Here is a 24876-nt window from a genome sequence, read left to right as displayed (position 1 = left end):
AGCGGTCGCCATGCACTTAGGAAAAGTCACCCCCATCCTGCGGATTTTCGACGAGGCCAAGGCGTTGGAATTCTACGTCGATTTCCTGGGGTTCAAGGTGGATTGGCAGCATCGTTTCGAGGCGAATTTCCCGCTGTATTTGCAGGTGTCGTTGGGTGAATGTGTGCTGCATTTGACTGAGCATCATGGCGATGCCTCGCCGGGTGCTGCGGTGCGGATCCAGGCGCAAGGGGTGGACGCCTATCAGCAGCAGTTGGCGGGCAAGGATTATCGGTATGCCAAGCCTGGGGTTGAGGAAACACCTTGGGGATCGCGGGAGATGAGCATCAAGGACCCGTTCGGGAATCGCGTGGTGTTTGTCGAGGAAGGCGAGGGCTGAAGGGCAAATCGCAGGCAATAAAAAACCGCCTTGGTAGGGCGGTTTTTTTTGCAATCCCAGTTAGTGGCTGGGGTTGCTGTCTCAAAGATGCGATGACCCGCGGGAGGATACTACCGCCGGTCATTTTATCGCGCAAGGTTAGGCGATGGTCGGCACCGATAATCTTGAGCGTTTCATTATGTCGATTTCCGCTGCACTAGCTTGCAGTAAATCTTCGAAACAAATACTGGATATTTAACCACTTTCTGTCACACCTTCATGGCGGGTTTTGGTTAGGCTTCACCCCGTTCTGCGTTGGTTGCTATTAGGTGAGCCGGGTACGCGCGCGAATTCTGGACTGATCGCCACGGGCTAGTAATCCGTGCCGGATTCATGCGGGAAGCCCATTAGCCCGGCCGCCTCAAAGATGCGATGACCCGCGTCCAAAGGCTCACGTGTTCCGGTAAGTGCGCTGGAGGTAAGGCCTAACTCACGGAGGGCCGAGTATGTCTAAGTTTGCACGACGTACGTGGAACCTCGTCGTGAACTGCCTGCGTGCTTATCACGTCTGGAAGTTCCTGCGAGACAGCTTCGATGACCGCTAAGGTCTGAGAAGTGGAGCCGCCTGGGTTTAGGCCGAGGCGGCTTTTTGGTTGCTTACACCCGGAAATGACTGACCATCTGTTGCAACTGGCTGCCCAGCCGCGCCAGTTCCACACTCGACTTGGCCGTCTCGTCACTCGCCGTAGCGGTCTGTTCCGATACATCACGCACATTCACAATGCTGCGGCTGATCTCTTCAGCCACGGCGCTTTGCTGCTCGGCGGCGGCGGCGATCTGCTGGTTCATCGACTGGATATTCGACACCGTACGCGTGATGTTCTCCAGCGACACGCCGGCCTTGCGGGTCAGCTCGACACTGCTGTCGGTGAGGCTGCGGCTGTTGTTCATCACATTGGCCACTTGCTGGGTGCCATTCTGCAACCCGGCGACCAGGCCTTCGATTTCCTCGGTGGACTTCTGCGTGCGCTGGGCCAGGCCGCGCACTTCATCAGCCACCACGGCAAACCCACGCCCGGCTTCACCCGCCCGCGCTGCTTCGATCGCCGCGTTGAGGGCCAGCAGGTTGGTCTGTTCGGCGACGGCCTTGATCACGTCCATCACGCTGCCGATCTTGTTGCTCTCTTGTTGCAGATGGGTCATGGCGTCGGTGGAACGCGCCACTTCAGCGGCCAGGCGCTCGATCTGGGCGATGGCCTCGGCCACCACCTTGTCGCCTGCGCGGGCTTGGCCATCGGCATCGGCGGCGGCCAGGGAAGCTTGCTCCGCGTTGCGCGCCACTTCCTGCACGGTGGCGGTCATTTCGTGCATCGCCGTGGCGACCTGATCGGTCTCGATCTTCTGGCTGTTCACGCCGGCGCTGGTCTGCTCGGTGACGGCCGACAGTTCTTCGGCAGCGCTGGCGATCTGGGTCACGCCGTCGCGAATACCGCTGATCAATTCACGCAAGGTGGTGCCCATGCGCTGGATGCCTTGTTGCAGCACGCCCAGTTCATCCCGGCGAGTGACCTGGATGTTGTGGCTCAAGTCGCCGGAGGCAATGCGTTCCACTACCGCCAGGGTTTCCTGGATCGGGCGGGTGATCTGACGGGTGATGACCAGTGCGGCGATCACGCCAACCAGCAAGGCCAGCAAGGTGCTGATCAATTGTAGGCTGCGAGCCTGGGCGCTTTCTGCGTCGCGGCGAGTGAGCTGGATTTCGTACAGTTTGTCGCTGATTGTGACGATATCAGCGCCTTGGGTGGTCATTTCGGCACGGGCAGTCACGATGTTGGCGTTGGCTGCCTTGTAGTTCTGCACCGCGCTGCGGTATGCACCCAGGGCGGTTTCCAATGCGGTCAGCGCGCTTTGCTGGCTGGCGCCAAAGGTGGCGTTGAGGTCTTTCAAGCCGGCGATGGCTTTTTCAATCTGTGCAGCTGCGCGCGCTTCGGTCTCCGGGCTGACGTTACCGGTGTAGCCGCGTACTTCGTAGCGAGCCAACTGGAATTGCATCTTGGCGTCGGCCACCGCCTGGAACTGCGCCAGGTGTTCCGAACTGTCAGGCATTTGCTTCACGCTGGTTTCCAATGCGTTGATCTGTGCATTGGCAATATCCGCCTTGTCGCCCATCACTTGGCGTGAGGCGTTGCCGTTGCGGTAGGCCTCGCGCATTTTGTTCAGCGACTGCTGATAAGCGGTGATGATGGCTTTCTGCTCGTTGAGCAGCTTGAGGTTTTCCGGGCTCTTGAAGCTGTCGATCAGCTTCTGCTGCTGGGCAGCGAAAGCGTCCAGGTTGGTCTGTACGTTCTGGGCCACCGCTTCGTCGCCGTTGGCGAGCATGTATTGCAGGCGCACGATACGCAGCTTGGTCAACGACGCGTTGAGCTGGGTGATATCGCTCATCCAGTTACTGCGGTCGATCAGGCCGCCCAGGCTGGTCCAGCCGGTCAATGCCAGAATCGACGTGAGGACAAGCACCAGGCCGAAGCCCAGGCCCAGTTTGAGGTTGACGCTGATGTTGCCGAACCAGCTATTCATCGAATGCTCCGCAAGAATGATGGGGTGTGCTGGACGGTTATTGATTTTGGAGCCAGCTGCTGTGTAGGGCTGTATCGGCGGCGGGCGTTGAATCTGAAATGCTAATTTGCCGGGTGCGACGAAGAGGCGCACTGCAGTCGTGGCGCGGGGAGGGGGGCTGATCATGGGGCGATCTTGTGTGCTAGTCTGCGGGCCCTTTTAGTTCTGGGTAGCCTGGGAAAACCAGTGTTGTCCTACAGCGGAGCCTCTTCATGTCCGAAGTTAATCTGTCCACCGACGAAACCCGCGTCAGCTACGGTATCGGCCGTCAGTTGGGCGACCAACTGCGTGACAACCCGCCACCAGGTGTGAGCCTGGACGCCATCCTGGCTGGCCTGACCGACGCCTTCGGCGGCAAGCCAAGCCGTGTGGACCAAGAGCAAATGGCCGCCAGCTTCAAAGTAATCCGTGAAGTCATGCAAGCCGAAGCGGCCGCCAAGGCTGAAGCTGCAGCGGGCGCTGGCCTGGCGTTCCTGGCTGAAAATGCCAAGCGTGATGGCATCACCACCCTGGCTTCCGGCCTGCAATTCGAAGTGTTGACCGCAGGTGACGGCGCCAAGCCGACCCGTGAAGACCAAGTGCGCACTCATTACCACGGCACCTTGATCGACGGCACTGTGTTCGACAGCTCCTACGAGCGCGGCCAGCCTGCAGAATTCCCGGTGGGCGGCGTGATCGCCGGCTGGACCGAAGCCCTGCAACTGATGAATGCTGGCAGCAAATGGCGCCTGTACGTGCCGAGCGAACTGGCTTACGGCGCTCAAGGCGTTGGCAGCATCCCGCCGCACAGCGTTCTGGTGTTCGACGTCGAACTGCTCGACGTTCTGTAAGACCTGTTGTTGATTACCTGTAGGAGCGAGCTTGCTCGCGAAAAACGTTAACGATAACGCCGCGCGTCTGGTGTAGCGCGGCGGTTTCAAGTTCTTCGCGGGCAAGCTCGCTCCTACAGTGTTTTGCGCGGTCGCTCATGGATGGAACTTGCCATTCAGCTCCGTCGCCGGGCGCAACGCTCGGGCATAGCAGAACAGAAACAGATTGCGCACCACTTCCTTCAACACACCGGGTTCGCTCGAACTCAGCCCGTTGACGTCCAGGTCACCCTGGTCCTGCAGTTCGTTCAGCGCTTCTTCTTCCAGCACCGCACAGACTTCACCGGTTTCCCGATGCAGGATCCGCAGGTAAGGGTGTGGTCGGTCCAGCCAGGCGTCTATCAAATAAGTCATGGGTCTCATCTCCTTGATGGATTTCAATGAGAATAATTCTTATTCGTAGAATAGCAAGTGCCTATTGGCGGTTTCTGGTTTTTTCTGTGTGGATATTGCGCGGGATCAAACGGGAGGGCGAAACGCCATCCCGCGGCGGGCGCGGGATGGAGGCAATACGTTCAGACTTTGCGCACGAACTCGGACTTGAGCTTCATCGGACCGATACCGTCGATTTTGCAGTCGATATCGTGGTCGCCATCGCACAGGCGGATGTTCTTGACCTTGGTGCCGACCTTCACGACCAGGGAAGTGCCCTTGACCTTGAGGTCTTTGATCACGGTGATGGTGTCGCCGTCCTGCAGTACATTGCCGACGGAGTCTTTCTTCACGGTTTCGTCGCTGGCCGCTTCGGCCTCGCTATTGGCGGACCACTCATGGGCGCATTCCGGGCAGATCAGCTGGGCGCCGTCTTCGTAGGTGTATTCGGAATTGCATTTCGGGCAGGGTGGCAACGTGCTCACTAAAGCTCCTTAGGAGTCAGGATGGCTAAAAGTCGCACATTATATAGGGTTTTGTGGTGTGGCAGGCTATACGCGATCTAAATGTGGGAGCGGGCTTGCTCGCGAAGGCGGCGGGTCAGCTGCTACATGTGCTGACTGACACTCAACCTTCGCGAGCAAGCCCGCTCCCACACAAACCTGCTCGCCACAGATTTGTGTCAGTGCGTACGCGCGACCGCAAACTCACTCAGCTCGACCAGGGCGTCCCGGTATTCGCTGGCGGGAAGGGCTTCCAGGCACTGAATGGCACGGGCCACGTAGTCACGCGCCAGTTGAGCGGTGTACTCCAGGGAACCCGATGCTTCCACGGCGGCGCGGATGGCCTCCAGGTCTTCGATCCCGCCTTTCTGGATCGCCTTGCGCACCAGGGCGGCCTGTTCCGGCGTGCCTTCGCGCATGGTGTAGATCAATGGCAGGGTTGGCTTGCCTTCAGCCAGGTCGTCACCGACGTTCTTGCCCAGGGTTTCGGCGTCGCCCTTGTAGTCGAGCAGGTCGTCCACCAGTTGGAACGCCACGCCCAGGTGGTCGCCAAAGGTACGCAGGGCTTCGGCCTGCTCGGCCGTTGCGCCGCACAACGCAGCGGCGCTGTGGGTGGAGGCTTCGAAGAGCATCGCGGTTTTGCCGCGAATCACTTCCATGTAGGTTTCTTCGGTGGTACTGGCGTCGCGGACCTTCGACAGTTGCAACACTTCGCCTTCGGCGATGATGCGTGTGGCCTGCGAAAGAATCTTCATCACCGGCATCGAGCCGAGTTCAACCATCATTTCGAACGAGCGCGAGTACAGGAAGTCACCCACCAGCACGCTTGGAGCGTTGCCCCACATCGCATTGGCGGTCTCGCGGCCACGGCGCATGCCGGACATGTCGACCACGTCGTCATGCAGCAGGGTGGCGGTATGCAGGAATTCGATAGTGGCGGCCAGCAGGCGCAGGTCATCGCCTTCGCGACCCAGGGCCTTGCCGCACAGCAGCACTAATAAAGGACGCAGGCGCTTACCGCCCGCCGACGTAATATAGTCGCCAATTTTGGAGACCAGCGGCACTTTAGAAGTCAACTGCTTCTTGATGATGCCGTCGACGGCGCTAAAATCGTCCGCGACCGCGCGGTAGAAAGCTTGGGGTTGCATCAGCGACAGTCGCTCCAGAAGGGTTGCGCGGCATGCTAGGACCCAGGCCCCCCAGTGTCAAGGCGCGATAGACGGCCCCTTGCAACACCCATTTACCTTGCGTACAATCGCGCACCCTGAACTTCCTGGGCAGCACCTGCCTTACGCAATTGCATTTGGGACGTCCATCCCATGCAGCCATGCCAGCCAATACCTCTTCTTATAAAGCGCTGGGTGAGCAGGATTATCGGAGAAATACCATGTCGTACGCAGTAATTGTTACTGGTGGCAAGCAATACAAAGTCGCCCCAGGTGAATACCTGAAGATCGAAAAACTGGAAGTCGCTACCGGCGAATCCGTTACTTTTGATCGCGTTCTGTTGGTCGCCAATGGCGATGACGTGAACATCGGCGCTCCAGTTGTTGCTGGCGCTACCGTTGTGGCTGAAGTGATCTCCCAAGGTCGTCACGATAAAGTCCGCATCATCAAGTTCCGTCGTCGTAAGCACCACATGAAGCGTATGGGCCACCGCCAGTGGTACACCGAGATCAAAATCACCGGTATTCAGGCTTAATTTCAGCCTAATTCCTCACTAGGAGAATTGACTCATGGCACACAAAAAAGCTGGTGGTAGTACCCGTAACGGTCGCGACTCAGAAGCCAAACGCCTTGGCGTTAAGATGTATGGCGGCCAGAAAATCATTCCGGGCAACATCATCGTGCGTCAGCGCGGCACCCAATTCCACGCCGGTTACGGTGTAGGCATGGGTAAAGATCACACCCTCTTCGCGAAAATCGAAGGCGTGATCAAGTTTGAAGTAAAAGGCGCGTTCAACCGCCGTTACGTGAGCGTTGTCGCAGCTTAATTGCGAGATCGCTGGAAAAGCCCTGTCTTGCGACGGGGCTTTTTCGTTTGTGGAGTGAGTCTCTTGCAAAGCTGTTTGTAATGGGCTCAGGCGCTGGTTTGCGGTCGCTGATTGAGGTCGCTGCGCTCATTTTTGCAAGAGTCTTATGTCTTGGTTTCTTAAGCTCGTCCATGCGACGAGAGGCGTTTTGTTATGAAGTTCGTTGATGAAGTTTCCATCCGAGTAAAAGCAGGCGACGGCGGTAACGGTTGCATGAGTTTCCGTCGCGAAAAATTCATCGAAAACGGTGGCCCCAACGGCGGTGACGGCGGTGACGGCGGTTCCATCTACATGATGGCCGACGAAAACCTCAACACCCTGGTCGACTACCGTTACACCCGGCACTTCGATGCCGAGCGTGGCTCCAACGGCGGCAGCACCGACTGCACCGGTAAAAAAGGCGAAGACCTGGTACTGCGCGTACCGGTCGGCACCACGATCATCGACTCTGCCACCCAGGAAGTGATCGGCGACCTGACCAAGGCTGGCCAGAAACTGATGGTGGTGCAGGGCGGCTGGCACGGTCTGGGTAACACCCGATTCAAGTCCAGTACCAACCGTGCGCCACGCCAGACCACGCCAGGCAAGCCGGGCGAGCAGCGTGACCTCAAGCTGGAAATGAAAGTACTCGCTGACGTGGGCCTGTTGGGTCTGCCGAACGCTGGTAAAAGTACCTTCATCCGTTCGGTCTCGGCCGCCAAGCCGAAAGTCGCCGACTACCCGTTCACTACTCTGGTGCCAAACCTGGGTGTGGTCAGCGTCGACCGCTGGAAAAGCTTTGTGATCGCCGACATTCCCGGCCTGATCGAAGGCGCTTCCGATGGCGCAGGTTTGGGGATTCGCTTCCTCAAGCACTTGTCGCGTACCCGTCTGCTGCTGCACCTCGTCGACATGGCCCCGTTGGATGACACCAGCGCGCCGGACGCCGCCGAAGTGATTGTCAGCGAGCTGACCAAGTTCAGCCCGTCCCTGGCTGAGCGTGATCGCTGGCTGGTGCTGAACAAGTGCGACCAGATTCTTGAAGAAGAGCACGAAGAGCGCGTCAAGGAAATCGTTGACCGCCTGGAGTGGGAAGGTCCGGTCTACGTGATCTCGGCTATCGCCAAAGAAGGCACCGAGCGCCTGACCCGCGACATCATGCGTTACCTCGAAGACCGCGCCGACCGCCTGGCGGCCGACCCGGTGTTCAAGGCCGAACTGGCCGAACTCGACCAGCGCATCGAAGACGAAGCCCGTGCCCAGTTGCAAGCCCTGGACGACCAGCGTGCCTTGCGCCGCAGCGGCGTGAAGTCGGTCCATGACATCGGCGACGATGATTGGGACGAGGAAGATGTGGATGATGAAGACGGTCCGGAAATCATTTACGTGCGTGATTGATCCGTTGCGATAAACTTGAACGCCGCTCCCTGGAGCGGCGTTTTAGTATCCGGGTTTAACGTTATGGGCCGCGCTGGGTCGCGCAGCCCTCAATCTAAGGTTGAAGATGATGCGGAGCAAAGTGACAGGTGCGCAGCGCTGGGTCGTAAAGATCGGCAGTGCGTTGCTGACGGCGGATGGCAAGGGGCTGGATCGTGCAGCCATGAGCGTCTGGGTCGAGCAGATGGTGGCCTTGCATGAGGCCGGTGTGGAGTTGGTGCTGGTGTCGTCCGGAGCGGTTGCCGCCGGGATGAGCCGCCTCGGTTGGACCGCGCGACCCAGCGCGATGCACGAACTGCAAGCCGCCGCCGCCATCGGCCAGATGGGCCTGGTGCAAGCCTGGGAATCCAGCTTCGCCGATCACGGCCGCCACACGGCGCAGATCCTGCTGACCCACGACGACCTGTCCGACCGCAAGCGCTACCTCAACGCCCGCAGCACCTTGCGCGCCCTGGTGGAGCTCAAGGTCATTCCGGTGATCAACGAGAACGACACCGTGGTCACCGACGAAATCCGTTTCGGCGACAACGACACCCTGGCCGCCCTGGTGGCCAACCTGGTGGAAGCCGATCTGCTGGTGATCCTTACCGACCGCGACGGCATGTTCGACGCCGACCCACGCAACAACCCCGACGCGCAGTTGATCTACGAAGCCCGCGCCGATGACCCGGCACTGGACGCCGTGGCCGGCAGCGTTGGCGGCGCTCTGGGCCGTGGCGGCATGCAGACCAAGCTGCGCGCGGCGCGCCTGGCGGCACGTTCCGGTGCGCACACCATCATCGTCGGCGGGCGCATCGAGCGCGTGCTGGACCGCCTGAAGGCCGGTGAGCGCATCGGTACGCTGTTGTCGCCAGAGCGCGGCATGTTGGCGGCGCGCAAACAGTGGCTGGCCGGTCATCTGCAAACCCGTGGCACCCTGGTGCTGGACGATGGCGCAGTGTCTGCACTGTCCCAAGGCAACAAAAGCCTGCTGCCGGTCGGCGTCAAGTTGGTGCAGGGCAGTTTCCGCCGTGGCGAGATGGTGGTATGCGTGGCGCCGGATGGTCGTGAGATTGCCCGCGGCCTGGCCAATTACAGCGCCCTCGAAGCACAGAAAATCATTGGACAATCCTCTGATGCGATTGTCGGACTCTTGGGTTACATGGCCGAACCAGAACTGGTTCACCGCGATAACCTGATCCTGGTCTAAACAAAGGAATACACAATGCGTGTCATGAAAGGATTGCTCGGCCTGCTGCTGGCCATGCCGTTGTTGGCCTGCGCCGAAGAAGTCGGCCAGGTGTCTACGGTGTTCAAGTTTGTCGGCCCCAACGACCGGATCGTCGTTGAAGCCTTTGATGACCCCAAGGTCGACGGCGTGACGTGCTACCTGTCTCGCGCCAAGACCGGCGGCGTCAAAGGCGGCCTGGGCCTGGCCGAAGACCGCGCTGAAGCCTCGATCGCCTGCCGTCAGGTTGGCCCGATCCGCTTCAAGGGCGAGCTCAAGGATGGCGACGAAGTGTTCAAGGAGCGCACCTCCCTGGTGTTCAAGACCATGCAGGTGGTGCGCTTCCTCGACAAGAAGCGCAACACCCTGGTTTACCTGGTATACAGCGACCGCCTGATCGAAGGCAGCCCGCAGAACGCCGTGACAGCGATTCCGATTTTGCCCTGGCCGACCGCTCAGTAACCTGCAGGCGAGTTTTGCAACGGGCGTCTATGATTGCAGGCTTGCGGGTTGTAATCTCGACGTGCCGCAATGCGAAGAACATGGGATATCTGGAGTTCGTCATGAGTGCTTTCCACGACCTGAAACTCAAAGCTTTGGACGGACAAGAGCTGCCGCTGGCGCCCTTCAAGGGGCGGGTGGTACTGGTGGTCAACGTGGCCTCCAAATGTGGCTTGACCCCGCAATACGCCGCGCTGGAAAACCTCTACCAGCAATACAAGGACCAAGGCTTTATCGTGCTTGGCCTGCCGTGCAATCAATTTGCAGGCCAGGAACCGGGCACCGAGGAAGAAATCCAGGAATTCTGCAGCCTGAATTACGGGGTGACCTTCCCGTTGGGCAGCAAGCTTGAAGTCAATGGGCCTGATCGTCATCAGCTGTACCGCTTGCTGGCAGGCGAGGGGGCCGAGTTTCCTGGGGATATCACCTGGAACTTCGAGAAGTTCTTGCTGGGCAAGGATGGGCGAGTGCTTGCACGATTCTCCCCGCGCACCGCGCCGGATGATCCGACGATCGTCCAGGCCATCGAAAAAGCCCTGACCTGAATACTTCCCCTTGTAGCACCGAGCTTGCTCGCGAAAAGCCTGAGCGCGCTACGTTCACCCAGAATGTCCCGGGTTATCGTTGGCGATTTTCGCGAGCAAGCTCGCGCCTACCGTGATCAAGGCGCTTTTACCCTTTAATCACTCAGATCAATAGTGCTGTTCAGGTTCGCCCACGGTCAATATTATCCACATCATAAACCCCGTCTTCCGTGGAGTGCCCCATGCCCGTCCAAGCCTTGTTCAAACCCTTCCAGCTCGGTGCATTGCAACTGTCGACCCGTGTCGTCATGGCGCCGATGACCCGTTCGTTCTCGCCTGGTGGCGTACCCAGTTCCAGCGTGATCGAGTACTACCGCCGACGCGCCGCTGCCGGCGTGGGCCTGATCATCACCGAAGGCACCGTGGTCGGCCATCAAGCCTCGAATGGTTACCCCAACGTGCCGCACTTCTACGGTGAAGCTGCTCTGGCTGGCTGGAAGAACGTCGTCGACGCGGTACACGCCGAAGGCGGCAAGATCGTCCCGCAGCTGTGGCATGTGGGCAGCGTGCGTCGGATCGGCACCGAGCCGGATGCCAGCGTGCCGGCCTATGGCCCGATGGAAAAACTCAAGGATGGCAATGTGGTCGTGCACGGCATGACCCATCAAGACATCAAGGAGGTGATCAATGCCTTCGCCCAAGCCGCCAAGGATGCCCAGAGCATCGGCATGGACGGCGTTGAAATCCACGGCGCCCATGGCTATTTGGTCGATCAGTTCTTCTGGGAAGGCAGCAACCAGCGGACTGACGAATACGGCGGCAGCCTGGCCAACCGTTCGCGTTTTGCCATTGAGCTGATCCAGGCCACCCGCGCCGCGGTCGGCCCGCAATTTCCGATCATCTTCCGTTTCTCCCAATGGAAGCAGCAGGACTACACCGCGCGCCTGGTGCAAACCCCAGAAGCCCTGGGCGAATTCCTCAAGCCACTGGCCGACGCGGGCGTGGATATTTTCCACTGCTCCACGCGTCGTTTCTGGGAGCCGGAGTTCGAAGGTTCCGACCTTAACCTGGCCGGCTGGACACGTCTGCTCACCGGCAAGCCGACCATCACCGTGGGCAGCGTCGGCCTGGACGGCGAGTTCCTGCAGTTCATGGTCAACACCGACAAGGTCGCGCAACCGGCCAGCCTGGAGAAACTGCTGGAGCGCTTGAACAACGATGAGTTCGACCTGGTCGCTGTGGGCCGTGCGCTGTTGGTCGATCCGGATTGGGCGGTGAAGGTGCGTGAAGGCCGTGAGGGCGACATTCTGCCGTTCAGTCGTGAGGCGTTGACGACCCTGGTGTAAGCGGCGACAGGGCGGGCACCGGGTGCCCGTCCTTGCAGACCCCGCGCAGTTGTCGCTCAAACTGCTCGATAATCGCCGGCCAACCCTGGCGGCTCGCATGTTGACGCGCATTCAGGCGCATGCGGCGCAGACTTTCAGCGTCCTCCAGCAGCCAGTTGGCCGCCTCGCAAAACGCGTTCTCGTCCCCCGGCATCGCCAATACACCGTTGTAGCCATGGCGAATATGCTGGGTCGCGGCGGCTTGGTCGTAGGCCACCACACCCAGCCCCGACGCCATTGCTTCCAGCACAACGTTGCCGAAGGTTTCGGTCAGACTGGGGAACAGAAACACATCGCCTGACGCGTAATGCCGCGCCAGTTCCTCACCGCGCAAGGTCCCGCAGAAGATCGCCTCTGGCAGCTCCTTCTCCATCGTCGCGCGTTGCGGGCCATCACCGACGATGATCAGTTTCATCTGGCGCAGTGGATAGGTGTCCTGCAACGTCTCGAAGCAGCGCTTGAGCAGCCCCAGGTTTTTTTCCTGGGCCAGCCGGCCCACATAGAGCACGGCGGTTTGCTCGCTGTTTAATGCCCAGCTTTTCCGCAGCGCGTTATCGCGTTTGGCGGGATGGAACAGCTGGCTGTCCACGCCGCGTGACAACATGCCCAGGCGCTCGAAATGCCGGCGTTCCAGCTCCAGGCGCTGGCTGGCGCTGGGCACCAGGGTCAGGGTCGAGCGGTTATGAAACCAGCGCAGGTAGTGGGTGACCATCCGGCTCAGCAGGCTCAAGCCGTATTGGTTGGAGTACTGCTGGAAGTTGGTGTGAAAACCGCTGACCACGCTGATCCCCAGGCGGCGTGCGGCGCGCAGGGCGGACAGGCCCAGTGGCCCCTCCGTGGCGATGTACAGCACGTCCGGGCGCTGACGGGTCCAGCGCCGCAGCAACTTGTGCATCGACGACTGCCCCCATTGCAGGCCTGGATAACCCGGCAGCGGCCAGCCACGGCACAGCAGCAACGCATCGTCGCTGGGGCGGCTCTGGTCGACGCCTTGGCGCGGGCGCACCAGTTCGACTTGATGGCCACGGGCACGCAAACCCTCGCACAGGCGACCAAGGGTATTGGCCACCCCGTTGATCTCTGGCGGGAAGGTTTCGGTAATAAGGGTGATGTGAAGCGAAGCTGTCGTCATGACCCACAGTCTCGCCGTGGGCCATGTCGTCATTGTGTCATCGAGATGATGGATTTATGACTGGGTCACTTTCTGCTGCTGTGCCATCGCCTCGGCCCCTTGTTCACGTACCCAGAACAACGTGGCTCCCGCCACCGCGGCCGGCATCATCAACAGGTTGACCACCGGCACCAGCAGCACCAGGTAGACGATCCCGCCGAAGCTCATGCTCTGCCAGCGTTTCTGCCGCAACCAGGCGAGCATTTCGTTCCAGCCCAGTTTGTGGTTGTCCGCCGGGTAGTCGATGTATTGGATCGCCATCATCCACACGCCGAACAGCAACCACAGGGGGGCGGCGATCAGGTTGACCACCGGAATGAACGACAGGATAAACAGGCCGATGGCCCGGGGCAGGAAATAGCCCAGCTTGCGCATCTCGCGAGCCAGGGTGCGCGGGACCATGGCGATCAACTCGCCCCAGCTGAAGGCCGGGAAGTCATCGGTGCCGCGCACCACCACTTCTACTTTCTCCGAGAGAAAGCCGTTGAAGGGCGCTGCGATGATGTTGGCGAGCATGGTGAAGGTGAAAAACACCATCAGCACCACCAGCACGACGAACAGGGGCCAGAGCAGGTAATTCAGAAAACCCAGCCAGCTCGGCAGCGTCGGCATCAGATGGTCGACCCACAAACTGAACTGATGGCCGGCGAAATAGATCAAGCCGACGAACAACACCAGGTTGATCGCCAGCGGCAGCAGCACAAACAGGCGCAAGCTGGGACTCAACACCAGTTTGAGGCCTTCGCGCAGGTATTGCGGGCCGGAAAGAGCGGGGGCGGGCATGGAGAACTCCGAACAAGGGGACGAACGCGCCGACCTTACCGGCTTTGCATCTTGGGCGAAAGCGGCGACATCAGCAGTAACAAAGGCATCGATCAATCTAGCCGACTGCATAGAGACCACCTATGAGCTGGATTGTTATTCCGTATTTCCTTAATCTTGCCCCCCTCGATACGCTGCACCCATTATTTTTCAGGGCCTGCGAGTTCAAGCCTTCCCCAAGTGCTTCGTGGTCCCTTTTTTATTCCAGCCGCCTTGTAGTCCAGGTGGTCGATAGGAGTGAGTCATGTCTGATACCCGTCATTCGCGAGTGATTATTCTCGGTTCCGGCCCTGCCGGTTACAGCGCTGCCGTTTACGCTGCCCGGGCCAACCTCAAGCCACTGCTGATCACCGGCATGCAGGCGGGTGGTCAGCTGACCACCACCACCGAAGTCGACAACTGGCCGGGCGACGTCCACGGCCTCACCGGCCCGGTGCTCATGGAGCGTATGAAAGAACACGCCGAGCGCTTCGAAACCGAGATCGTGTTTGATCACATCAACCAGGTCGATTTCTCCAAGAAGCCTTACAGCCTGACCGGCGACAGCGGCGTGTACACCTGTGACGCGTTGATCATCGCTACTGGCGCCAGCGCCCGTTACCTGGGACTGCCGTCGGAAGAAGCGTTCATGGGCAAGGGCGTTTCCGCCTGCGCGACCTGCGACGGTTTCTTCTACCGCAACAAGCCAGTCGCCGTGGTCGGTGGTGGCAACACTGCCGTGGAAGAAGCACTGTACCTGGCCAACATCGCCAGCACCGTGACCCTGGTTCACCGCCGCGAGACCTTCCGCGCCGAGAAGATCCTGATCGACAAGCTGCACGCCCGTGTGGCTGAAGGCAAGATCATCCTCAAGCTCAACGCCACCCTGGACGAAGTCCTGGGCGACAACATGGGCGTGACCGGTGCCCGCCTGAAGAACAACGACGGCAGCTTCGACGAGCTGAAAGTCGACGGCGTGTTTATCGCCATCGGCCACACTCCGAACACTTCGCTGTTCGAGGGCGTGCTGGAAGCCAAAGACGGTTACCTGGTCGTTCAGGGCGGCCGCGAAGGCAATGCCACTGCCACCAACATCGAAGGTATCTTCGCTGCCGGTGACGTGGCCGACCACGTCTACCGCCAGGCCATCACCTCGGCCGGCGCCGGTTGCATGGCGGCACTGGATGCCGAGCGTTACCTCGACGGTTTGAAGGACGCTTCGTTCTAAACCGTTGAAACGAAAAAACCGGCTGAGAGGCCGGTTTTTTTATGCGCGCAATTCAAGTCGCACCACAGTTTCGATGTGTCAACCCAATCACTGTGGGAGCTGGCTTGCCTGCGATAGCGTCGTGTCAGCCACCACGGCCATCGCGGGCAAGCCCGGCTCCCACATTAACCGGGTTATCAAATTGAATCAGCGGCGGGTCAGTGGCTGCGCGGCAAACTTCACCCCAGCCAGCCCATGCTTGATCAGCGCCCGGATATTGCCATGGTCGCTGCCCTCAGGCGTCGCCAGCACCGAACGGTAATGCTCGCCAAACGCCAGCAGCGCTTCCTGGTCGCTCAGGCCTTCCAACAGGGCCAAACCCAAGGTCTTGCACGAGCCTTCGTTCTGCCCAGCGGCGTTTTCCACGTCGCCATTGGTAAAGGCTTGTGGCTGGTAGTCATAACCTGCGGCGACAAAGGCCAGCGTATCGGCAAAAACATGTTCGCCGCTGTCGAGGCTGGCGCGCAGGGTGTTCAAATCAGTCATGGGTTTTTCCTTTGGCGAACGCCGCCTGTTGGTCGGCGCTGGCTTCTTTCTGGTATTGGGCTTTCCACTCGGCGTACGGCATGCCGTACACCACTTCACGGGCGTCATCGAGGCTCAGCTCGATCTGGCGCTCGTCGGCCTCGGCCTTGTACCACTTGGACAAGCAGTTTCGGCAGAAGCCCGAGAGGTTCATCAGGTCGATATTCTGCACATCCTTGCGGCTGTCCAGGTGCGCCACCAGCCTGCGGAAGGCAGCGGCTTCGAGTTCGAGGCGTTGTTGGTCGTTCATAGGGCTCACTGACAATTCAGGGGTTAGCGGCTGGCCGCCAGGGTAATCGACACCGACTCGGCAAAGCGCAGCGCATGGGGCTTGTCCACTTCGACTTCGGCGTACAGCACCGACTCATTGCTCATCACCAGGTCCAGCAGCTCCTGGGTCAGGCGCTCCAGCAAGGCAAAGCGGTTGCCCTCGACGTGGGCAATGATCGCCTTGGTGATGGTGCGGTAATTCAAGGCGTGGTCAATGTCATTGTCGCGCACGGCTTCCTGGGCGGCATACAGGATGGTCAGGTTGATCAGCACATCCTGCTTGTTGAGGATCTCGTCCTCGTTGATGCCGATGTAAGTGCGCAGGCACAGGTCCTTGACCCGGATGCGCGCCATGCCTGGTTGAAGTTGTGGCATTGCTACTTGCTCCGTCCGATCAGTTGCAGGAACTCCATGCGCGTGGTGTTCGACTCGCGGAACGCGCCGAGCATCACCGAGGTGTTCATGGTTGAATTCTGTTTTTCCACACCGCGCATCATCATGCACATGTGCTGGGCTTCGATCACCACGGCCACGCCGGCGGCCTGGGTCACGTCCTGGATTGCGTCGGCGATTTGCCGCGTGAGGTTTTCCTGGATCTGCAGGCGCCGAGCGTACATGTCGACGATGCGCGCCAGCTTCGACAGGCCCAACACCTTGCCGGTGGGGATGTAGGCCACGTGGGCCTTGCCGATGAAGGGCAGCAGGTGGTGTTCGCACAGCGAGTACAACTCGATGTCCTTGAGGATCACCATCTCGTCATTGTCAGAGGTGAACAGCGCGCCGTTGACGATGTCTTCAAGGCTCTGCTCGTAGCCGTGACACAGGTACTGCATGGCCTTGGCAGCGCGCTTGGGCGTATCGAGCAAGCCTTCGCGCTCCGGGTCTTCGCCCAGGCCTTTGAGGATTTCGCGGTAGTGGTGGGGCAGGGTCATACAACATCCTCACAAACGGCTTACTTGATATGCCGCCCGCCGTTGACGGTCAGGGTGGTACCGGTGACATAAGGGTTATCCAGCAGGTAACGCACGCTCTGGTAGATCACCTCGGGCCCGGGCTCGATGCCCAGTGCCGACTTGGCCAGCACCTTGGCGCGATAGTCTGCGTCGTCGCCGTCGTTGAACATCACCATCGCCGGCGCGATGCCGTTGACCTTGATCAGCGGCGCGAACTGCGCGGCAAACGACAACGTGAGGCTGTCGAGCCCGGCTTTGGTGGCGCAATACGCGATGTGCTGGCGGCTGCCCTTGCGCACCACGTCATCGCTGATGTGCACAATGTCGGCGGGGGAAGAGCGTTGCAACAAGGGTGAACAATGCAGGTTGATCAGGTACGGCGCAAGCATGTGCACGCTGAACATGTCGGTAAAGGCGCGGCTTTCGTCGTCGGGCGTTTCGGCGATCCAGGCCGAGGCGTTGTGAATGATCGCGCGCAGGCTCTGGGTATGGGTGTTCAATTCAGCGATAAACGCCAGGATACCGGCCTCACTGGAGAAGTCGGCAAACACCCCCACTGCACCACGTGCGCGCAGGGCTTGCACGCCGGGTCTCTCGCTGCGGTAGCTGAAAATCACCGGGTGGCCTTCATCCAGCAGGCGCTGGGCGCAATGCAGGCCGACACGCTGGCCGGCGCCGGTGATCAGGATCGGGGCGTTCGTTGCAGTCATGGGAGGCTCGAGTCGCTGGCAGATTGAAACTATACCAGCGACCGGGCGCCCCTGTACTCACGCGGCGGCTTCAGCGACCTTGCGTGGCGGGGAGGGATGCAGCCAATTGGCTAACAGATGCGTCGACAGCGGGATGAACCAGTACACCATCAGCGGCGTCAGGGCCATGGTGCTGACCAGTACGCGCGGCGCCAGGTCGAGTCCGTTGAGCAAGGGCCCCAGGACAAAGTTGAACAGCAACGACACCGGGAAAAACGCCAGCCAGATCGCCACTGCCTGCTTCCAGCGTGGAGGGCGGGCGCCGACTGCGCCAAACCAGCCATCGATACCACGTACGCGGTGCTCGGACGGGTCTGCAAACAGCTCGCTGCCACGGCTCAACCAGGCGCTGCGGGAAGCTGAAAACTCCCAGGCATGCAGAGTCTGTTCATCGGCGAAGCGGAAAATGATCTGGAATTCATCATCGTTGGGCGGCGGTGCAAGGACACCCGAGCCCAGGTAGCCGGGAAAGTCCGTGGCCAATTGCTCGCCTTCGCGCAGCCAGGCCATCAGTTCTTCGTAGCGCCCTTTGGCCACGCGGCGCGCAACCATCAAGGTGACGGGAGAGGTAGACATTGTGTATCTCCAAATAAGGGGGCACGTGACCGGGTAGGTACGGCACCAGGTGCAGTCGCGGGGTGATGCGGCTGCGCCTTGAAAAAGCAGGCAAGGATTATTCCTGTTTTAGTGAAATACGCCAGACACTTCTGTCGGTTCGCTGCGCAGCTTGAATCGTTCAACCGAAAAAGCGTTAAATGGGGCCCATATCGACATGGATGTTCTTGACCTCTGATGCCCGAAACTATTGCTCCGCAGCGCGAAACAACCACTGACCGCATCGCTGTTTCCGATGATCTTTTGCCGATTCGCGAAGTGGCTCGTCTGACGGGCGTCAACCCGGTCACCCTGCGGGCCTGGGAGAGACGGTACGGCCTCATCCAGCCGATCCGCACCGAAAGTGGGCATCGTTTGTACTCGCGCACCGATATCGACACGGTGCACCGCATTCTCGACTGGATCGAGCGCGGCGTCGCGGTGAGCAAAGTGGGCAGGATCCTCGCGCGCGGCGAGCCGCTCCGCGAACCCGGTACGGTTTCTGAAGATGGCGTGGAGTGGGCTCAGTGGCACGGGCAATTGCGCAACGCAATCAGCGCGTTCGATGACTGCCAACTGGATCGGCTGTACGGCCAGATTTTTTCCGCCTACCCGCTCGCCGTGGTCTTTCAAGACATTCTCATGCCGCTCTGGCAGGAATTGTTGCGTCATCAAGGGCGCTTCGGCCAGGCCAGCGAGTGGCTGTTCTTCGATAATTTCTTGCGTTCACGCACCGCGCAACGTCTGCAGGTGATAGCCGCCGCGCCGCTGCCTCGGGTTCTGCTGGCAGCCATTGCCGGGGAATGCCGCGAGCTGGAGGTGTTGGTGGCAGGCCTGCTGCTGACGGGTGAAAAGCTCGCTGTAAAGATCCTGGGTGTGGGCCAGCCATTCGACGAACTGACACTGGTCTGTGAGAAGACCCATCCGCAAGCCTTGGTGCTGTTTTCCAATCGCGCCCCCAGCAATGAACTGCCGTCGCGGCTCAAGCGGCTGGCGCTGACCATCGATTGTCCATTGCTGCTGGCCGGTGACGCCGCGGACTTGGTGCAGGAGCGCCTCGCTGGCTCGTCAATCGGCTGCCTGGGCAATGATGGCCCGCTGATGCAGCGGCGCTTGCAGCAATTCCTGAGCGGTAGCCTGGATACCTGATATCAAGCGTGCACTTCAGGATGAGCGAGGCGGTGCTGGTGCAGGATGAACTGGCGCAGGCGCTCGGTTTCATCGGCGACGTCTTGGCTGAGCCGATAAGCGAACAGGCCGCGTGCGGTTTCCCGTTCGAACGTTCCGCGCACCGCGATGCGTTCGTAACCCGAAGGGCTGAACCATAGGGAAAAGGTTTTCGGCGGCTTGATCCGGCCGCGAATTTCTACCAGCACACCCTTGAATGACACCTCATGTACCCACAGCGCGCCCGGGTTGCCCCTGACATTTTCCAACGCCACCGGGGTCTCGAGTGCGAGGCGCCACGGCCGGATCATTGGCCCGTCCTCGAAAATACTCGGCACGCCCAGGCGCAGGTGAACGGCATGAAACTCATCTTCCACCAAGTGCAGTGGGAAGGTGAGCTGCTGGTTGTCGAACTGCGCCTGGATGGTGACGTGGTCGTGGGCCGCCAGGCGAGTGAGGAGGTCGCGAATCTGCGCACCGCCGTTGACCGTCAAGCTCGACGATGCATCACGCAGGTTCAATTGCGGATTGTGCTGCAGGGTCTGGATGAAATCCAACTCGTCCTGCGTCAGGAGTGCATCGCGTCGCATGGGGCTTGCTCAACGGGGGGGCGGGAGGTGCTAAAACGCCATTATCCTCTTAATGAGCGTTTTTTCTAATTTTTGTTAGATCCACTCGTCGCTTTGAGTGCCGCCAGTTCAGCCTTGAGTTCTGCGACTTGCGCCTCCAGTTGAGCCACGCGCTGCTGGGCTTTGACCTGAACCGTCACGTCTTTTTGCACGCCGACGAAATACGTTTGTTTGTCCGCCGGGTTGTAAGTGGTGGACAGCGACAGCTCATTCCAGAAGTGCGTGCCGTCCTTGCGGTAGTTGCGCAAGGTTTCGCGGCAGCTTTCGCCGGCGCTGAGGGCCTCGCGAATGGCGATCAGAGCGGGCTGGTCGCGGTCACCGGACTGCAGGAAACGGCAATCCTGGTAGAGGATCTCGTCGCGGGTGTAGCCGGTGAGGCGCTCGAAGGCCGGATTGACGTAGATCAGCGGCAGGTCCTTGCCTTCCCGTTCGGCGATAACGATGCCGTCATTCGAGGCATCAATGACCATTTGCATCAATTGGGCATTAATCATTCAGGTGGATCCATCCATTTGAGGAGTCGCAAGTTTAAGACAGCGTGGCAATCTTTCCAGCGGGCGTGACGTTTTTTTGTAGGGGGCGGTCGAGCTGCTAATATCCCACGCTTTCGCTCAACCACAGGATCAGATTGATGAAAGTCGCCATCCTTTCCGGCTCGGTCTACGGCACTGCTGAAGAAGTCGCCCGCCACGCTGCCGATATCCTCAATGCCGCCGGTTTCGAGGCCTGGCATAACGCTCGCGCCAGCCTGGCGGATGTACAGGCGTTTGCGCCGGACGCATTTCTGGCGGTGACCTCCACCACGGGCATGGGCGAGTTACCCGACAATCTGCAACCTCTGTACTCCAGCATTCGCGACCAACTGCCCGCCGCCTGGCGCGGCCTGCCGGGTGCGGTGATCGGCCTGGGCGACGCCAGCTATGGCGATACCTTCTGCGGCGGCGGCGAGCAAATGCGCGAGCTATTTAGCGAACTGGGCGTGCGCGAAGTGCTGCCGATGCTGCGCCTGGACGCCAGCGAAAGCGTCACCCCGGAAGCCGATGCCGAACCGTGGCTGGCCGAGCTGGTCACTGCACTGCGCGGCTGACCGGAAACTCGCGCAACAACGCCAGCCAGGCCTGGGCGGCTTTTGACAGATACGCGCCCTCACGCCAGGTAAACGCAATGTCCCAGCGCAGGTAGTCGGGCGCCTTCAAGGTGAGGCGCACCACGCCCGGTCGCAACAGTCCACGGGCGACCACGCTGGGCAGCAGCACCACGCCCTGGCCGGCTGCGACCAGGGCGGCGAGGAAGTCAGCCTGGCCGCTGCGGCCGATTTCCCTCGGGGTGAAGCCCACCTGCTGGCAGGCCTGGATCAACCGATCATTGAGCACAAAGCTGCGCTGGTACATCAGAAACGGGGTGTCCGCCAGTTCCTCCAGGCGCACTTGGGCATTCTGCGCCAGGGGATGATCCATCGGCAGCAGGGCGTCGAGCGGTTCATCGCAGAAGGCTTGTCGGGCGAAGGCCGGATCACTTGAGTTCAGACAGCCGCCGACATCCAGTTCACCATTGAGAATCGCCTGTTCGATCGTGCGACTGCCACCTTCCAGCAACTGGATGGTGACGTTCGGGTAGCGCCTGCGGTACTCGGCAAACAGCCCGGCGAACAAGGTATCGCCCGCCAGTAGCGGCAAACCCAGGCGCAACTCGCCACGGGTCAGTTGCTGCATATCATCCAGCTCACTGAGCAATTCCGTCTGCAAACGCAGCATGGCTTCAGCCCGTTGCAGCACCACCTCCCCGGCGGCGGTCAGGCGGATGTGCGAACCGGTACGTTCCAACAGTGGCGTGCCCAGGCTTTGTTCCAGTTGCGCGACTTGTTTACTGACGGCGGATTGACTGATGTGCAGAGTTTTCCCGGCCTGAGTGAAGCCGCCCCGGTGGATCACTTCGACAAAGCTGCGCAGTTGTTTGAATTCCATCCCTTCAATTCCAAAGTGGAATAGCTGACAGTCTAACAATTCGCTGTGGGGATGGGGCAGGTCTCTCTAAAATGAAGGCCTGCGAGGACCCAAAGCCCATGAAACGTTTCACCCGTTTGTTGATTGAACTGATCGCGCTGCTGGCCATTTACCTGCTCGGTTGCCAGCTGGCCGTATGGCTGACGCTGCCGATCCCCGGTGGCGTGGTGGGTTTGGGACTGCTGCTGGCAACCTTCGCCAGCGGACTGATCAAGCCGGCTGCCCTGCAATTGGGGGCCGGTGTGTTGATGGCTGAGATGCTGCTGTTCTTCATTCCCGCGCTGATGAGCCTGCTGGACTATGGCGGCCTGTTGCGCAATGACGGCTGGCGCATCCTGCTGGTGATTGGCCTCAGCACCCTGGCAGTCATGCTGGTGACCGCGTTCACCGTCGAACTGGTGTGCCGTTGGAAGCTACGCCATGAAGTTTGAACTGATGCCGGTGTTCTGGCTCGCCTTGACCTTGAGTGCTTATATCTTCAGTCGCTGGATCTACCGCCGCACCGGGCGTTACCTATTGTCACCACTGATCCTGGTACCGGTGCTATTGCTGGCCGTGGCCGTGCCGATGAACACCGCCTACGCCGAATACTCTGCCGACACCCATTGGCTGATGCTTGTGCTTGGCCCGGTGACAGTGGCGTTCGCGGTGCCGATCTGGCAACAGCGCAAGTTGCTGGCGCGTTACTGGTCGGCCTTGTTGCTGGGCATGATCGCGGGCAGCGCAGCGTCCATTGCCACCTCGTTCGGTTTGGCCAAGGCCCTGGCGTTGGATCCCTCGGTAGCCCTGTCCCTAGTGCCACGCTCCATCACGACACCGTTCGCCATGCCGGTGTCCTCCGACCTTGGCGGCGTGCCGGAACTGACGGCTGTGTTTGTGATGTTCACCGGCGTGTTCGGCGCCATGCTCGGCGGTGTGCTGCTGAAGTGGTTGCCGCTGCGCACACCCTTGGCGCGCGGTGCGTTATTCGGCGTGGGCGCCCACGGCGCGGGCGTGAGCCGTGCCCATGAGGTGGGCGGCGAAGAGGGCTCCGTCGCAGGCTTGGTGATGGTGCTGACGGGCCTGCTCAACCTGTTCGCCGCGCCTTTATTGGCGGCACTTCTCTGACGTTGCGAGTACGAGATTGAACTATCCTCAACCCTGACTCGCACGGTCATCAAGCTGGCTGCCAAGGCAACTCCGGCAGCCTCAAGGTCTGACTAGACTGGCCCATCACTCAAAAAACAATAAGAAAATGCGCCAAGGAGGTCGTTGCCGTGAGCCTAGCCCCCGTTCTATCGCCACAGAATGTCAAAGATCAGGTCAGCGCTGCCGAGTGGCAAACCCGCGTCGACCTGGCAGCCTGTTATCGCCTGGTGGCGATGCACGGTTGGGACGACCTGATCTTCACCCATATCTCGGCCAAAGTGCCGGGCACCGATGACTTCCTGATCAATCCTTATGGGCTGATGTTCCATGAGATCACCGCATCGAGCCTGGTCAAGGTCGATCAGGCCGGCAACAAGCTGATGGACAGCCCCTACGAGATCAACCCGGCGGGCTATACCATCCACAGCGCCATCCATGAAGTGCGCCACGATGTAACCTGTGTGCTGCACACCCACACCGCCGCAGGGGTCGCAGTGGCGGCGCAGAAACAAGGCGTGTTGCCGATCAGCCAGCAGTCGATATTCGTGCTGTCGAGTCTGGCCTATCACGCCTACGAAGGCGTGGCGCTGAACCACGAAGAGAAGGCCCGCTTGCAGGCCGACCTGGGCGAAAACAATTTCCTGATGCTGCACAACCACGGCTTGCTGACCTGCGGCAGCACCATCGCCGACACCTTCTTGATGATGTTCACCTTCCAGCGCGCCTGCGACATCCAGGTGTTGGCGCAAAGCGGTGGCGTTGAACTGATCAACATCGGGCCGCAGATTCTCGCCGGCGCCAAGGCAATGGTGGCGGCGGTCACAAAGAGCGCACAAGGCATGGGGGGCGCGCTGGCCTGGCCGGCGTTGCTGCGCAAACTGGACAGCCTCGATCCCGGGTATAAAACCTGATGCCACTCACCGAGATCCCGCTCAGCGCCTGGCGCAAACGCAGCCAGACGTTCGACTTCCACGGCCGCACCCTTCGTTACTGGGTGGCGGGGCAGGGCGAACCGTTGCTGCTGATCCATGGCTTTCCCACCGCCAGCTGGGACTGGCACTACCTGTGGCAGCCCCTGGCCCAGCGCAATCTGGTGATTGCCTGCGACATGCTCGGTTTCGGCGACTCGGCCAAGCCACTGGATCACGGTTATTGCCTGCTGGAACAGGCAGATTTGCAGCAGGCACTGCTGGCACATTTGCGCGTAGAGCAGCCGGTGCATGTGCTGGCACACGACTACGGTGACAGCGTCGCCCAGGAACTGCTGGCCCGGCATTACGAAGGGCGCTTTCACATGGCCAGTTGCGTGTTTCTCAACGGTGGGCTGTTTCCCGAAACCCATCGCCCGGCACTGGTGCAAAAACTCTTGCTCAGCCCGTTGGGCTGGATGATCGGCCGCGCCTTCGGGCGCAATGCCTTGGCGAACAGTTTCAGCCAGATCTTCGGCCCCAACACCCGCCCCAGCGAAAGCGCCCTGGATGATTTCTGGAGCCTGATCGACTGCCATGACGGCACACGCATCCTGCACAAACTCATTGCGTATATCCCTCAGCGCGGGCGTATGCGTGAGCGTTGGGTGGCGGCGATGCAACGCGAGGAAGTGCCGCTGCGAGTGATCGATGGCGAGATGGACCCGATCTCGGGCGCTCATATGGTGGCGCGTTACTGCGAGTTGGTGCCCCACGCCGACACGGTGCTGTTGGCCAATATCGGGCACTACCCGCAGATCGAGGCGCCGGTGCAGGTGCTCAAGCATTACCTGGCGTTTCGCGAACGCATTGCTGGCCCGGTGAGGGAGCTGGCGTACCTGCGATAGCGTCGCGGCGATTCAACTC

General features: G+C 60.3%; 31 protein-coding genes and 1 pseudogene. 16 read left to right on the top strand and 16 right to left on the bottom strand.

The genetic code is table 11. The features are described 5' to 3' along the window. Positions 1–10 precede the first annotated feature (10 nt). The gene (locus PF1751_RS23325) at positions 11–379 is read left to right on the top strand and encodes a glyoxalase superfamily protein (protein ID WP_010206499.1); all 369 of its coding nucleotides are present in this window, start codon (positions 11–13) and stop codon (positions 377–379) included. A gap of 636 nt (positions 380–1015) precedes the next feature. On the opposite strand, the gene PF1751_RS29995 is transcribed toward PF1751_RS23325, so the two are convergent. Both PF1751_RS29995 and PF1751_RS29990 read right to left on the bottom strand, forming a co-directional pair. Continuing rightward, positions 1016–1879, bottom strand: a complete 864-nt coding sequence (locus tag PF1751_RS29995; protein ID WP_370636473.1) for a methyl-accepting chemotaxis protein — start codon at positions 1877–1879, stop codon at positions 1016–1018. Then, positions 1871–2800 (bottom strand): annotated as a pseudogene (locus PF1751_RS29990) (methyl-accepting chemotaxis protein); the annotation flags it as partial. The gene PF1751_RS29995 and the pseudogene PF1751_RS29990, both read right to left, overlap by 9 nt. Before the next feature lie 386 nt (positions 2801–3186). Here PF1751_RS29990 and PF1751_RS23315 point away from each other — a divergent pair. After that, positions 3187–3804, top strand: coding sequence for a BamJ family beta-barrel-assembly machinery protein (locus tag PF1751_RS23315; RefSeq protein WP_010206497.1), 618 nt, complete (start codon positions 3187–3189; stop codon positions 3802–3804). Between the two features lie 135 nt (positions 3805–3939). Here PF1751_RS23315 and PF1751_RS23310 read toward each other — a convergent pair whose 3' ends face one another. The 3 genes from PF1751_RS23310 to PF1751_RS23300 all read right to left on the bottom strand — a co-directional run bounded on the left by PF1751_RS23310 (position 3940) and on the right by PF1751_RS23300 (position 5866). After that, positions 3940–4197 (bottom strand): PA4570 family protein, encoded by a 258-nt coding sequence (locus PF1751_RS23310; protein WP_003194088.1) that lies wholly within the window; start codon positions 4195–4197, stop codon positions 3940–3942. A 161-nt stretch (positions 4198–4358) separates the two neighbouring features. Beyond that, entirely contained in the window at positions 4359–4700 is a 342-nt protein-coding gene (locus PF1751_RS23305; protein ID WP_010206496.1) for a zinc ribbon domain-containing protein YjdM, read from the bottom strand. A gap of 197 nt (positions 4701–4897) precedes the next feature. Then, positions 4898–5866 (bottom strand): polyprenyl synthetase family protein, encoded by a 969-nt coding sequence (locus tag PF1751_RS23300; protein ID WP_010206495.1) that lies wholly within the window; start codon positions 5864–5866, stop codon positions 4898–4900. A 239-nt stretch (positions 5867–6105) separates the two neighbouring features. Between PF1751_RS23300 and rplU the strand changes: the two genes are divergently transcribed. The 7 genes from rplU (at position 6106) to PF1751_RS23265 (ending at position 11745) form a co-directional block, all read left to right on the top strand. Continuing rightward, positions 6106–6420, top strand: coding sequence for a 50S ribosomal protein L21 (rplU, locus tag PF1751_RS23295; protein ID WP_007950961.1), 315 nt, complete (start codon positions 6106–6108; stop codon positions 6418–6420). 34 nt (positions 6421–6454) lie between these two features. Beyond that, positions 6455–6712 carry a 50S ribosomal protein L27 gene (gene rpmA, locus PF1751_RS23290; RefSeq protein ID WP_003176049.1) on the top strand — a complete coding sequence of 86 codons (258 nt, stop codon included), beginning with the start codon at positions 6455–6457 and terminating at the stop codon, positions 6710–6712. Between the two features lie 192 nt (positions 6713–6904). Then, positions 6905–8128 (top strand): Obg family GTPase CgtA, encoded by a 1224-nt coding sequence (cgtA, locus tag PF1751_RS23285; RefSeq protein WP_010206489.1) that lies wholly within the window; start codon positions 6905–6907, stop codon positions 8126–8128. Between the two features lie 109 nt (positions 8129–8237). Beyond that, positions 8238–9356: a glutamate 5-kinase gene (gene proB, locus PF1751_RS23280; RefSeq protein WP_031290869.1), complete on the top strand. Its 1119-nt coding sequence runs from the start codon at positions 8238–8240 to the stop codon at positions 9354–9356. A 15-nt stretch (positions 9357–9371) separates the two neighbouring features. After that, entirely contained in the window at positions 9372–9836 is a 465-nt protein-coding gene (locus tag PF1751_RS23275) for a CreA family protein (RefSeq protein ID WP_010206487.1), read from the top strand. A gap of 101 nt (positions 9837–9937) precedes the next feature. Beyond that, positions 9938–10420 (top strand): glutathione peroxidase, encoded by a 483-nt coding sequence (locus PF1751_RS23270; RefSeq protein WP_010206483.1) that lies wholly within the window; start codon positions 9938–9940, stop codon positions 10418–10420. A 221-nt stretch (positions 10421–10641) separates the two neighbouring features. Next, positions 10642–11745, top strand: a complete 1104-nt coding sequence (locus tag PF1751_RS23265; protein WP_021492154.1) for an NADH:flavin oxidoreductase — start codon at positions 10642–10644, stop codon at positions 11743–11745. On the opposite strand, the gene PF1751_RS23260 is transcribed toward PF1751_RS23265, so the two are convergent. Both PF1751_RS23260 and cysZ read right to left on the bottom strand, forming a co-directional pair. Beyond that, entirely contained in the window at positions 11714–12916 is a 1203-nt protein-coding gene (locus tag PF1751_RS23260) for a glycosyltransferase family 4 protein (protein WP_010206476.1), read from the bottom strand. The two genes, PF1751_RS23265 and PF1751_RS23260, sit on opposite strands and share 32 nt — an antisense overlap. A gap of 54 nt (positions 12917–12970) precedes the next feature. Further along, the gene (cysZ, locus tag PF1751_RS23255) at positions 12971–13738 is read right to left on the bottom strand and encodes a sulfate transporter CysZ (protein WP_010206475.1); all 768 of its coding nucleotides are present in this window, start codon (positions 13736–13738) and stop codon (positions 12971–12973) included. 283 nt (positions 13739–14021) lie between these two features. On the opposite strand from cysZ, the gene trxB reads away from it, so the two are divergent. After that, on the top strand, positions 14022–14984 hold the full coding sequence (gene trxB, locus PF1751_RS23250) for a thioredoxin-disulfide reductase (RefSeq protein WP_010206474.1): 963 nt from the start codon (positions 14022–14024) through the stop codon (positions 14982–14984). A 186-nt stretch (positions 14985–15170) separates the two neighbouring features. On the opposite strand, the gene PF1751_RS23245 is transcribed toward trxB, so the two are convergent. From PF1751_RS23245 to PF1751_RS23220, 6 genes are read right to left on the bottom strand one after another with little or no spacing between them, the layout of a single operon-like run. Beyond that, positions 15171–15509, bottom strand: a complete 339-nt coding sequence (locus PF1751_RS23245; protein WP_010206473.1) for a HopJ type III effector protein — start codon at positions 15507–15509, stop codon at positions 15171–15173. Next, positions 15502–15798: a DUF1244 domain-containing protein gene (locus PF1751_RS23240; RefSeq protein ID WP_010206472.1), complete on the bottom strand. Its 297-nt coding sequence runs from the start codon at positions 15796–15798 to the stop codon at positions 15502–15504. Before PF1751_RS23240 ends, PF1751_RS23245 begins: the two co-directional genes overlap by 8 nt. Positions 15799–15821: 23 nt before the next feature. Further along, on the bottom strand, positions 15822–16193 hold the full coding sequence (gene folX / locus PF1751_RS23235) for a dihydroneopterin triphosphate 2'-epimerase (protein ID WP_003176029.1): 372 nt from the start codon (positions 16191–16193) through the stop codon (positions 15822–15824). A 2-nt stretch (positions 16194–16195) separates the two neighbouring features. After that, entirely contained in the window at positions 16196–16750 is a 555-nt protein-coding gene (folE, locus tag PF1751_RS23230; protein ID WP_010206467.1) for a GTP cyclohydrolase I FolE, read from the bottom strand. Between the two features lie 20 nt (positions 16751–16770). After that, positions 16771–17481 carry a dihydromonapterin reductase gene (gene folM, locus PF1751_RS23225; RefSeq protein ID WP_044287863.1) on the bottom strand — a complete coding sequence of 237 codons (711 nt, stop codon included), beginning with the start codon at positions 17479–17481 and terminating at the stop codon, positions 16771–16773. Positions 17482–17538: 57 nt separating this feature from the next. Beyond that, positions 17539–18096: an antibiotic biosynthesis monooxygenase gene (locus PF1751_RS23220; RefSeq protein WP_010206465.1), complete on the bottom strand. Its 558-nt coding sequence runs from the start codon at positions 18094–18096 to the stop codon at positions 17539–17541. A 216-nt stretch (positions 18097–18312) separates the two neighbouring features. Here PF1751_RS23220 and PF1751_RS23215 point away from each other — a divergent pair, with 216 nt between their 5' ends. Next, positions 18313–19263, top strand: a complete 951-nt coding sequence (locus tag PF1751_RS23215; protein ID WP_044287860.1) for a MerR family transcriptional regulator — start codon at positions 18313–18315, stop codon at positions 19261–19263. 2 nt (positions 19264–19265) lie between these two features. On the opposite strand, the gene PF1751_RS23210 is transcribed toward PF1751_RS23215, so the two are convergent. Both PF1751_RS23210 and PF1751_RS23205 read right to left on the bottom strand, forming a co-directional pair. Continuing rightward, complete coding sequence (locus tag PF1751_RS23210) at positions 19266–19871, bottom strand: hypothetical protein (RefSeq protein ID WP_010206462.1); 606 nt, start codon at positions 19869–19871, stop codon at positions 19266–19268. 65 nt (positions 19872–19936) lie between these two features. Next, positions 19937–20404 carry a PAS domain-containing protein gene (locus PF1751_RS23205; protein WP_010206458.1) on the bottom strand — a complete coding sequence of 156 codons (468 nt, stop codon included), beginning with the start codon at positions 20402–20404 and terminating at the stop codon, positions 19937–19939. A gap of 137 nt (positions 20405–20541) precedes the next feature. On the opposite strand from PF1751_RS23205, the gene PF1751_RS23200 reads away from it, so the two are divergent. Beyond that, on the top strand, positions 20542–20997 hold the full coding sequence (locus PF1751_RS23200) for a flavodoxin (protein WP_021492149.1): 456 nt from the start codon (positions 20542–20544) through the stop codon (positions 20995–20997). Here the strand turns inward: PF1751_RS23200 and PF1751_RS23195 are convergent. Next, complete coding sequence (locus PF1751_RS23195) at positions 20978–21874, bottom strand: LysR family transcriptional regulator (RefSeq protein ID WP_010206455.1); 897 nt, start codon at positions 21872–21874, stop codon at positions 20978–20980. The genes PF1751_RS23200 and PF1751_RS23195 overlap by 20 nt on opposite strands. 98 nt (positions 21875–21972) lie before the next feature. On the opposite strand from PF1751_RS23195, the gene PF1751_RS23190 reads away from it, so the two are divergent. The 4 genes from PF1751_RS23190 (at position 21973) to PF1751_RS23175 (ending at position 24857) form a co-directional block, all read left to right on the top strand. Then, positions 21973–22344 (top strand): CidA/LrgA family protein, encoded by a 372-nt coding sequence (locus PF1751_RS23190; RefSeq protein ID WP_010206454.1) that lies wholly within the window; start codon positions 21973–21975, stop codon positions 22342–22344. Next, a complete protein-coding gene (locus tag PF1751_RS23185; RefSeq protein ID WP_010206453.1) occupies positions 22334–23020 on the top strand; it encodes an LrgB family protein in 687 nt (228 codons plus the stop codon). The genes PF1751_RS23190 and PF1751_RS23185 overlap by 11 nt, the downstream gene beginning before the upstream one ends. Before the next feature lie 149 nt (positions 23021–23169). Beyond that, complete coding sequence (locus tag PF1751_RS23180) at positions 23170–23952, top strand: class II aldolase/adducin family protein (protein WP_010206451.1); 783 nt, start codon at positions 23170–23172, stop codon at positions 23950–23952. After that, positions 23952–24857, top strand: a complete 906-nt coding sequence (locus PF1751_RS23175) for an alpha/beta fold hydrolase (RefSeq protein WP_021492148.1) — start codon at positions 23952–23954, stop codon at positions 24855–24857. The genes PF1751_RS23180 and PF1751_RS23175 overlap by 1 nt, the downstream gene beginning before the upstream one ends. Positions 24858–24876 lie beyond the last annotated feature (19 nt).

Source organism: Pseudomonas simiae (genome assembly GCF_000934565.1).
GTDB lineage: Bacteria > Pseudomonadota > Gammaproteobacteria > Pseudomonadales > Pseudomonadaceae > Aquipseudomonas > Aquipseudomonas simiae.
Note: the sequence above shows the minus strand (reverse complement) of the source record. Positions and strands in the feature narration are given on the sequence as shown.

What these genes read in the sequence shown, in the direction of transcription:
- PF1751_RS23325 (WP_010206499.1), top strand. Translation starts at nt 11, where the DNA reads ATGCACTTAGGAAAAGTCACCCCCATCCTGCGGATTTTCGACGAGGCC.
- PF1751_RS29995 (WP_370636473.1), bottom strand. Translation starts at nt 1,879, where the DNA reads ATGGGCACCACCTTGCGTGAATTGATCAGCGGTATTCGCGACGGCGTG.
- PF1751_RS23315 (WP_010206497.1), top strand. Translation starts at nt 3,187, where the DNA reads ATGTCCGAAGTTAATCTGTCCACCGACGAAACCCGCGTCAGCTACGGT.
- PF1751_RS23310 (WP_003194088.1), bottom strand. Translation starts at nt 4,197, where the DNA reads ATGACTTATTTGATAGACGCCTGGCTGGACCGACCACACCCTTACCTG.
- PF1751_RS23300 (WP_010206495.1), bottom strand. Translation starts at nt 5,866, where the DNA reads ATGCAACCCCAAGCTTTCTACCGCGCGGTCGCGGACGATTTTAGCGCC.
- rplU (WP_007950961.1), top strand. Translation starts at nt 6,106, where the DNA reads ATGTCGTACGCAGTAATTGTTACTGGTGGCAAGCAATACAAAGTCGCC.
- rpmA (WP_003176049.1), top strand. Translation starts at nt 6,455, where the DNA reads ATGGCACACAAAAAAGCTGGTGGTAGTACCCGTAACGGTCGCGACTCA.
- cgtA (WP_010206489.1), top strand. Translation starts at nt 6,905, where the DNA reads ATGAAGTTCGTTGATGAAGTTTCCATCCGAGTAAAAGCAGGCGACGGC.
- proB (WP_031290869.1), top strand. Translation starts at nt 8,238, where the DNA reads ATGCGGAGCAAAGTGACAGGTGCGCAGCGCTGGGTCGTAAAGATCGGC.
- PF1751_RS23275 (WP_010206487.1), top strand. Translation starts at nt 9,372, where the DNA reads ATGCGTGTCATGAAAGGATTGCTCGGCCTGCTGCTGGCCATGCCGTTG.
- PF1751_RS23270 (WP_010206483.1), top strand. Translation starts at nt 9,938, where the DNA reads ATGAGTGCTTTCCACGACCTGAAACTCAAAGCTTTGGACGGACAAGAG.
- PF1751_RS23265 (WP_021492154.1), top strand. Translation starts at nt 10,642, where the DNA reads ATGCCCGTCCAAGCCTTGTTCAAACCCTTCCAGCTCGGTGCATTGCAA.
- PF1751_RS23260 (WP_010206476.1), bottom strand. Translation starts at nt 12,916, where the DNA reads ATGACGACAGCTTCGCTTCACATCACCCTTATTACCGAAACCTTCCCG.
- cysZ (WP_010206475.1), bottom strand. Translation starts at nt 13,738, where the DNA reads ATGCCCGCCCCCGCTCTTTCCGGCCCGCAATACCTGCGCGAAGGCCTC.
- trxB (WP_010206474.1), top strand. Translation starts at nt 14,022, where the DNA reads ATGTCTGATACCCGTCATTCGCGAGTGATTATTCTCGGTTCCGGCCCT.
- PF1751_RS23245 (WP_010206473.1), bottom strand. Translation starts at nt 15,509, where the DNA reads ATGACTGATTTGAACACCCTGCGCGCCAGCCTCGACAGCGGCGAACAT.
- PF1751_RS23240 (WP_010206472.1), bottom strand. Translation starts at nt 15,798, where the DNA reads ATGAACGACCAACAACGCCTCGAACTCGAAGCCGCTGCCTTCCGCAGG.
- folX (WP_003176029.1), bottom strand. Translation starts at nt 16,193, where the DNA reads ATGCCACAACTTCAACCAGGCATGGCGCGCATCCGGGTCAAGGACCTG.
- folE (WP_010206467.1), bottom strand. Translation starts at nt 16,750, where the DNA reads ATGACCCTGCCCCACCACTACCGCGAAATCCTCAAAGGCCTGGGCGAA.
- folM (WP_044287863.1), bottom strand. Translation starts at nt 17,481, where the DNA reads ATGACTGCAACGAACGCCCCGATCCTGATCACCGGCGCCGGCCAGCGT.
- PF1751_RS23220 (WP_010206465.1), bottom strand. Translation starts at nt 18,096, where the DNA reads ATGTCTACCTCTCCCGTCACCTTGATGGTTGCGCGCCGCGTGGCCAAA.
- PF1751_RS23215 (WP_044287860.1), top strand. Translation starts at nt 18,313, where the DNA reads ATGCCCGAAACTATTGCTCCGCAGCGCGAAACAACCACTGACCGCATC.
- PF1751_RS23210 (WP_010206462.1), bottom strand. Translation starts at nt 19,871, where the DNA reads ATGCGACGCGATGCACTCCTGACGCAGGACGAGTTGGATTTCATCCAG.
- PF1751_RS23205 (WP_010206458.1), bottom strand. Translation starts at nt 20,404, where the DNA reads ATGATTAATGCCCAATTGATGCAAATGGTCATTGATGCCTCGAATGAC.
- PF1751_RS23200 (WP_021492149.1), top strand. Translation starts at nt 20,542, where the DNA reads ATGAAAGTCGCCATCCTTTCCGGCTCGGTCTACGGCACTGCTGAAGAA.
- PF1751_RS23195 (WP_010206455.1), bottom strand. Translation starts at nt 21,874, where the DNA reads ATGGAATTCAAACAACTGCGCAGCTTTGTCGAAGTGATCCACCGGGGC.
- PF1751_RS23190 (WP_010206454.1), top strand. Translation starts at nt 21,973, where the DNA reads ATGAAACGTTTCACCCGTTTGTTGATTGAACTGATCGCGCTGCTGGCC.
- PF1751_RS23185 (WP_010206453.1), top strand. Translation starts at nt 22,334, where the DNA reads ATGAAGTTTGAACTGATGCCGGTGTTCTGGCTCGCCTTGACCTTGAGT.
- PF1751_RS23175 (WP_021492148.1), top strand. Translation starts at nt 23,952, where the DNA reads ATGCCACTCACCGAGATCCCGCTCAGCGCCTGGCGCAAACGCAGCCAG.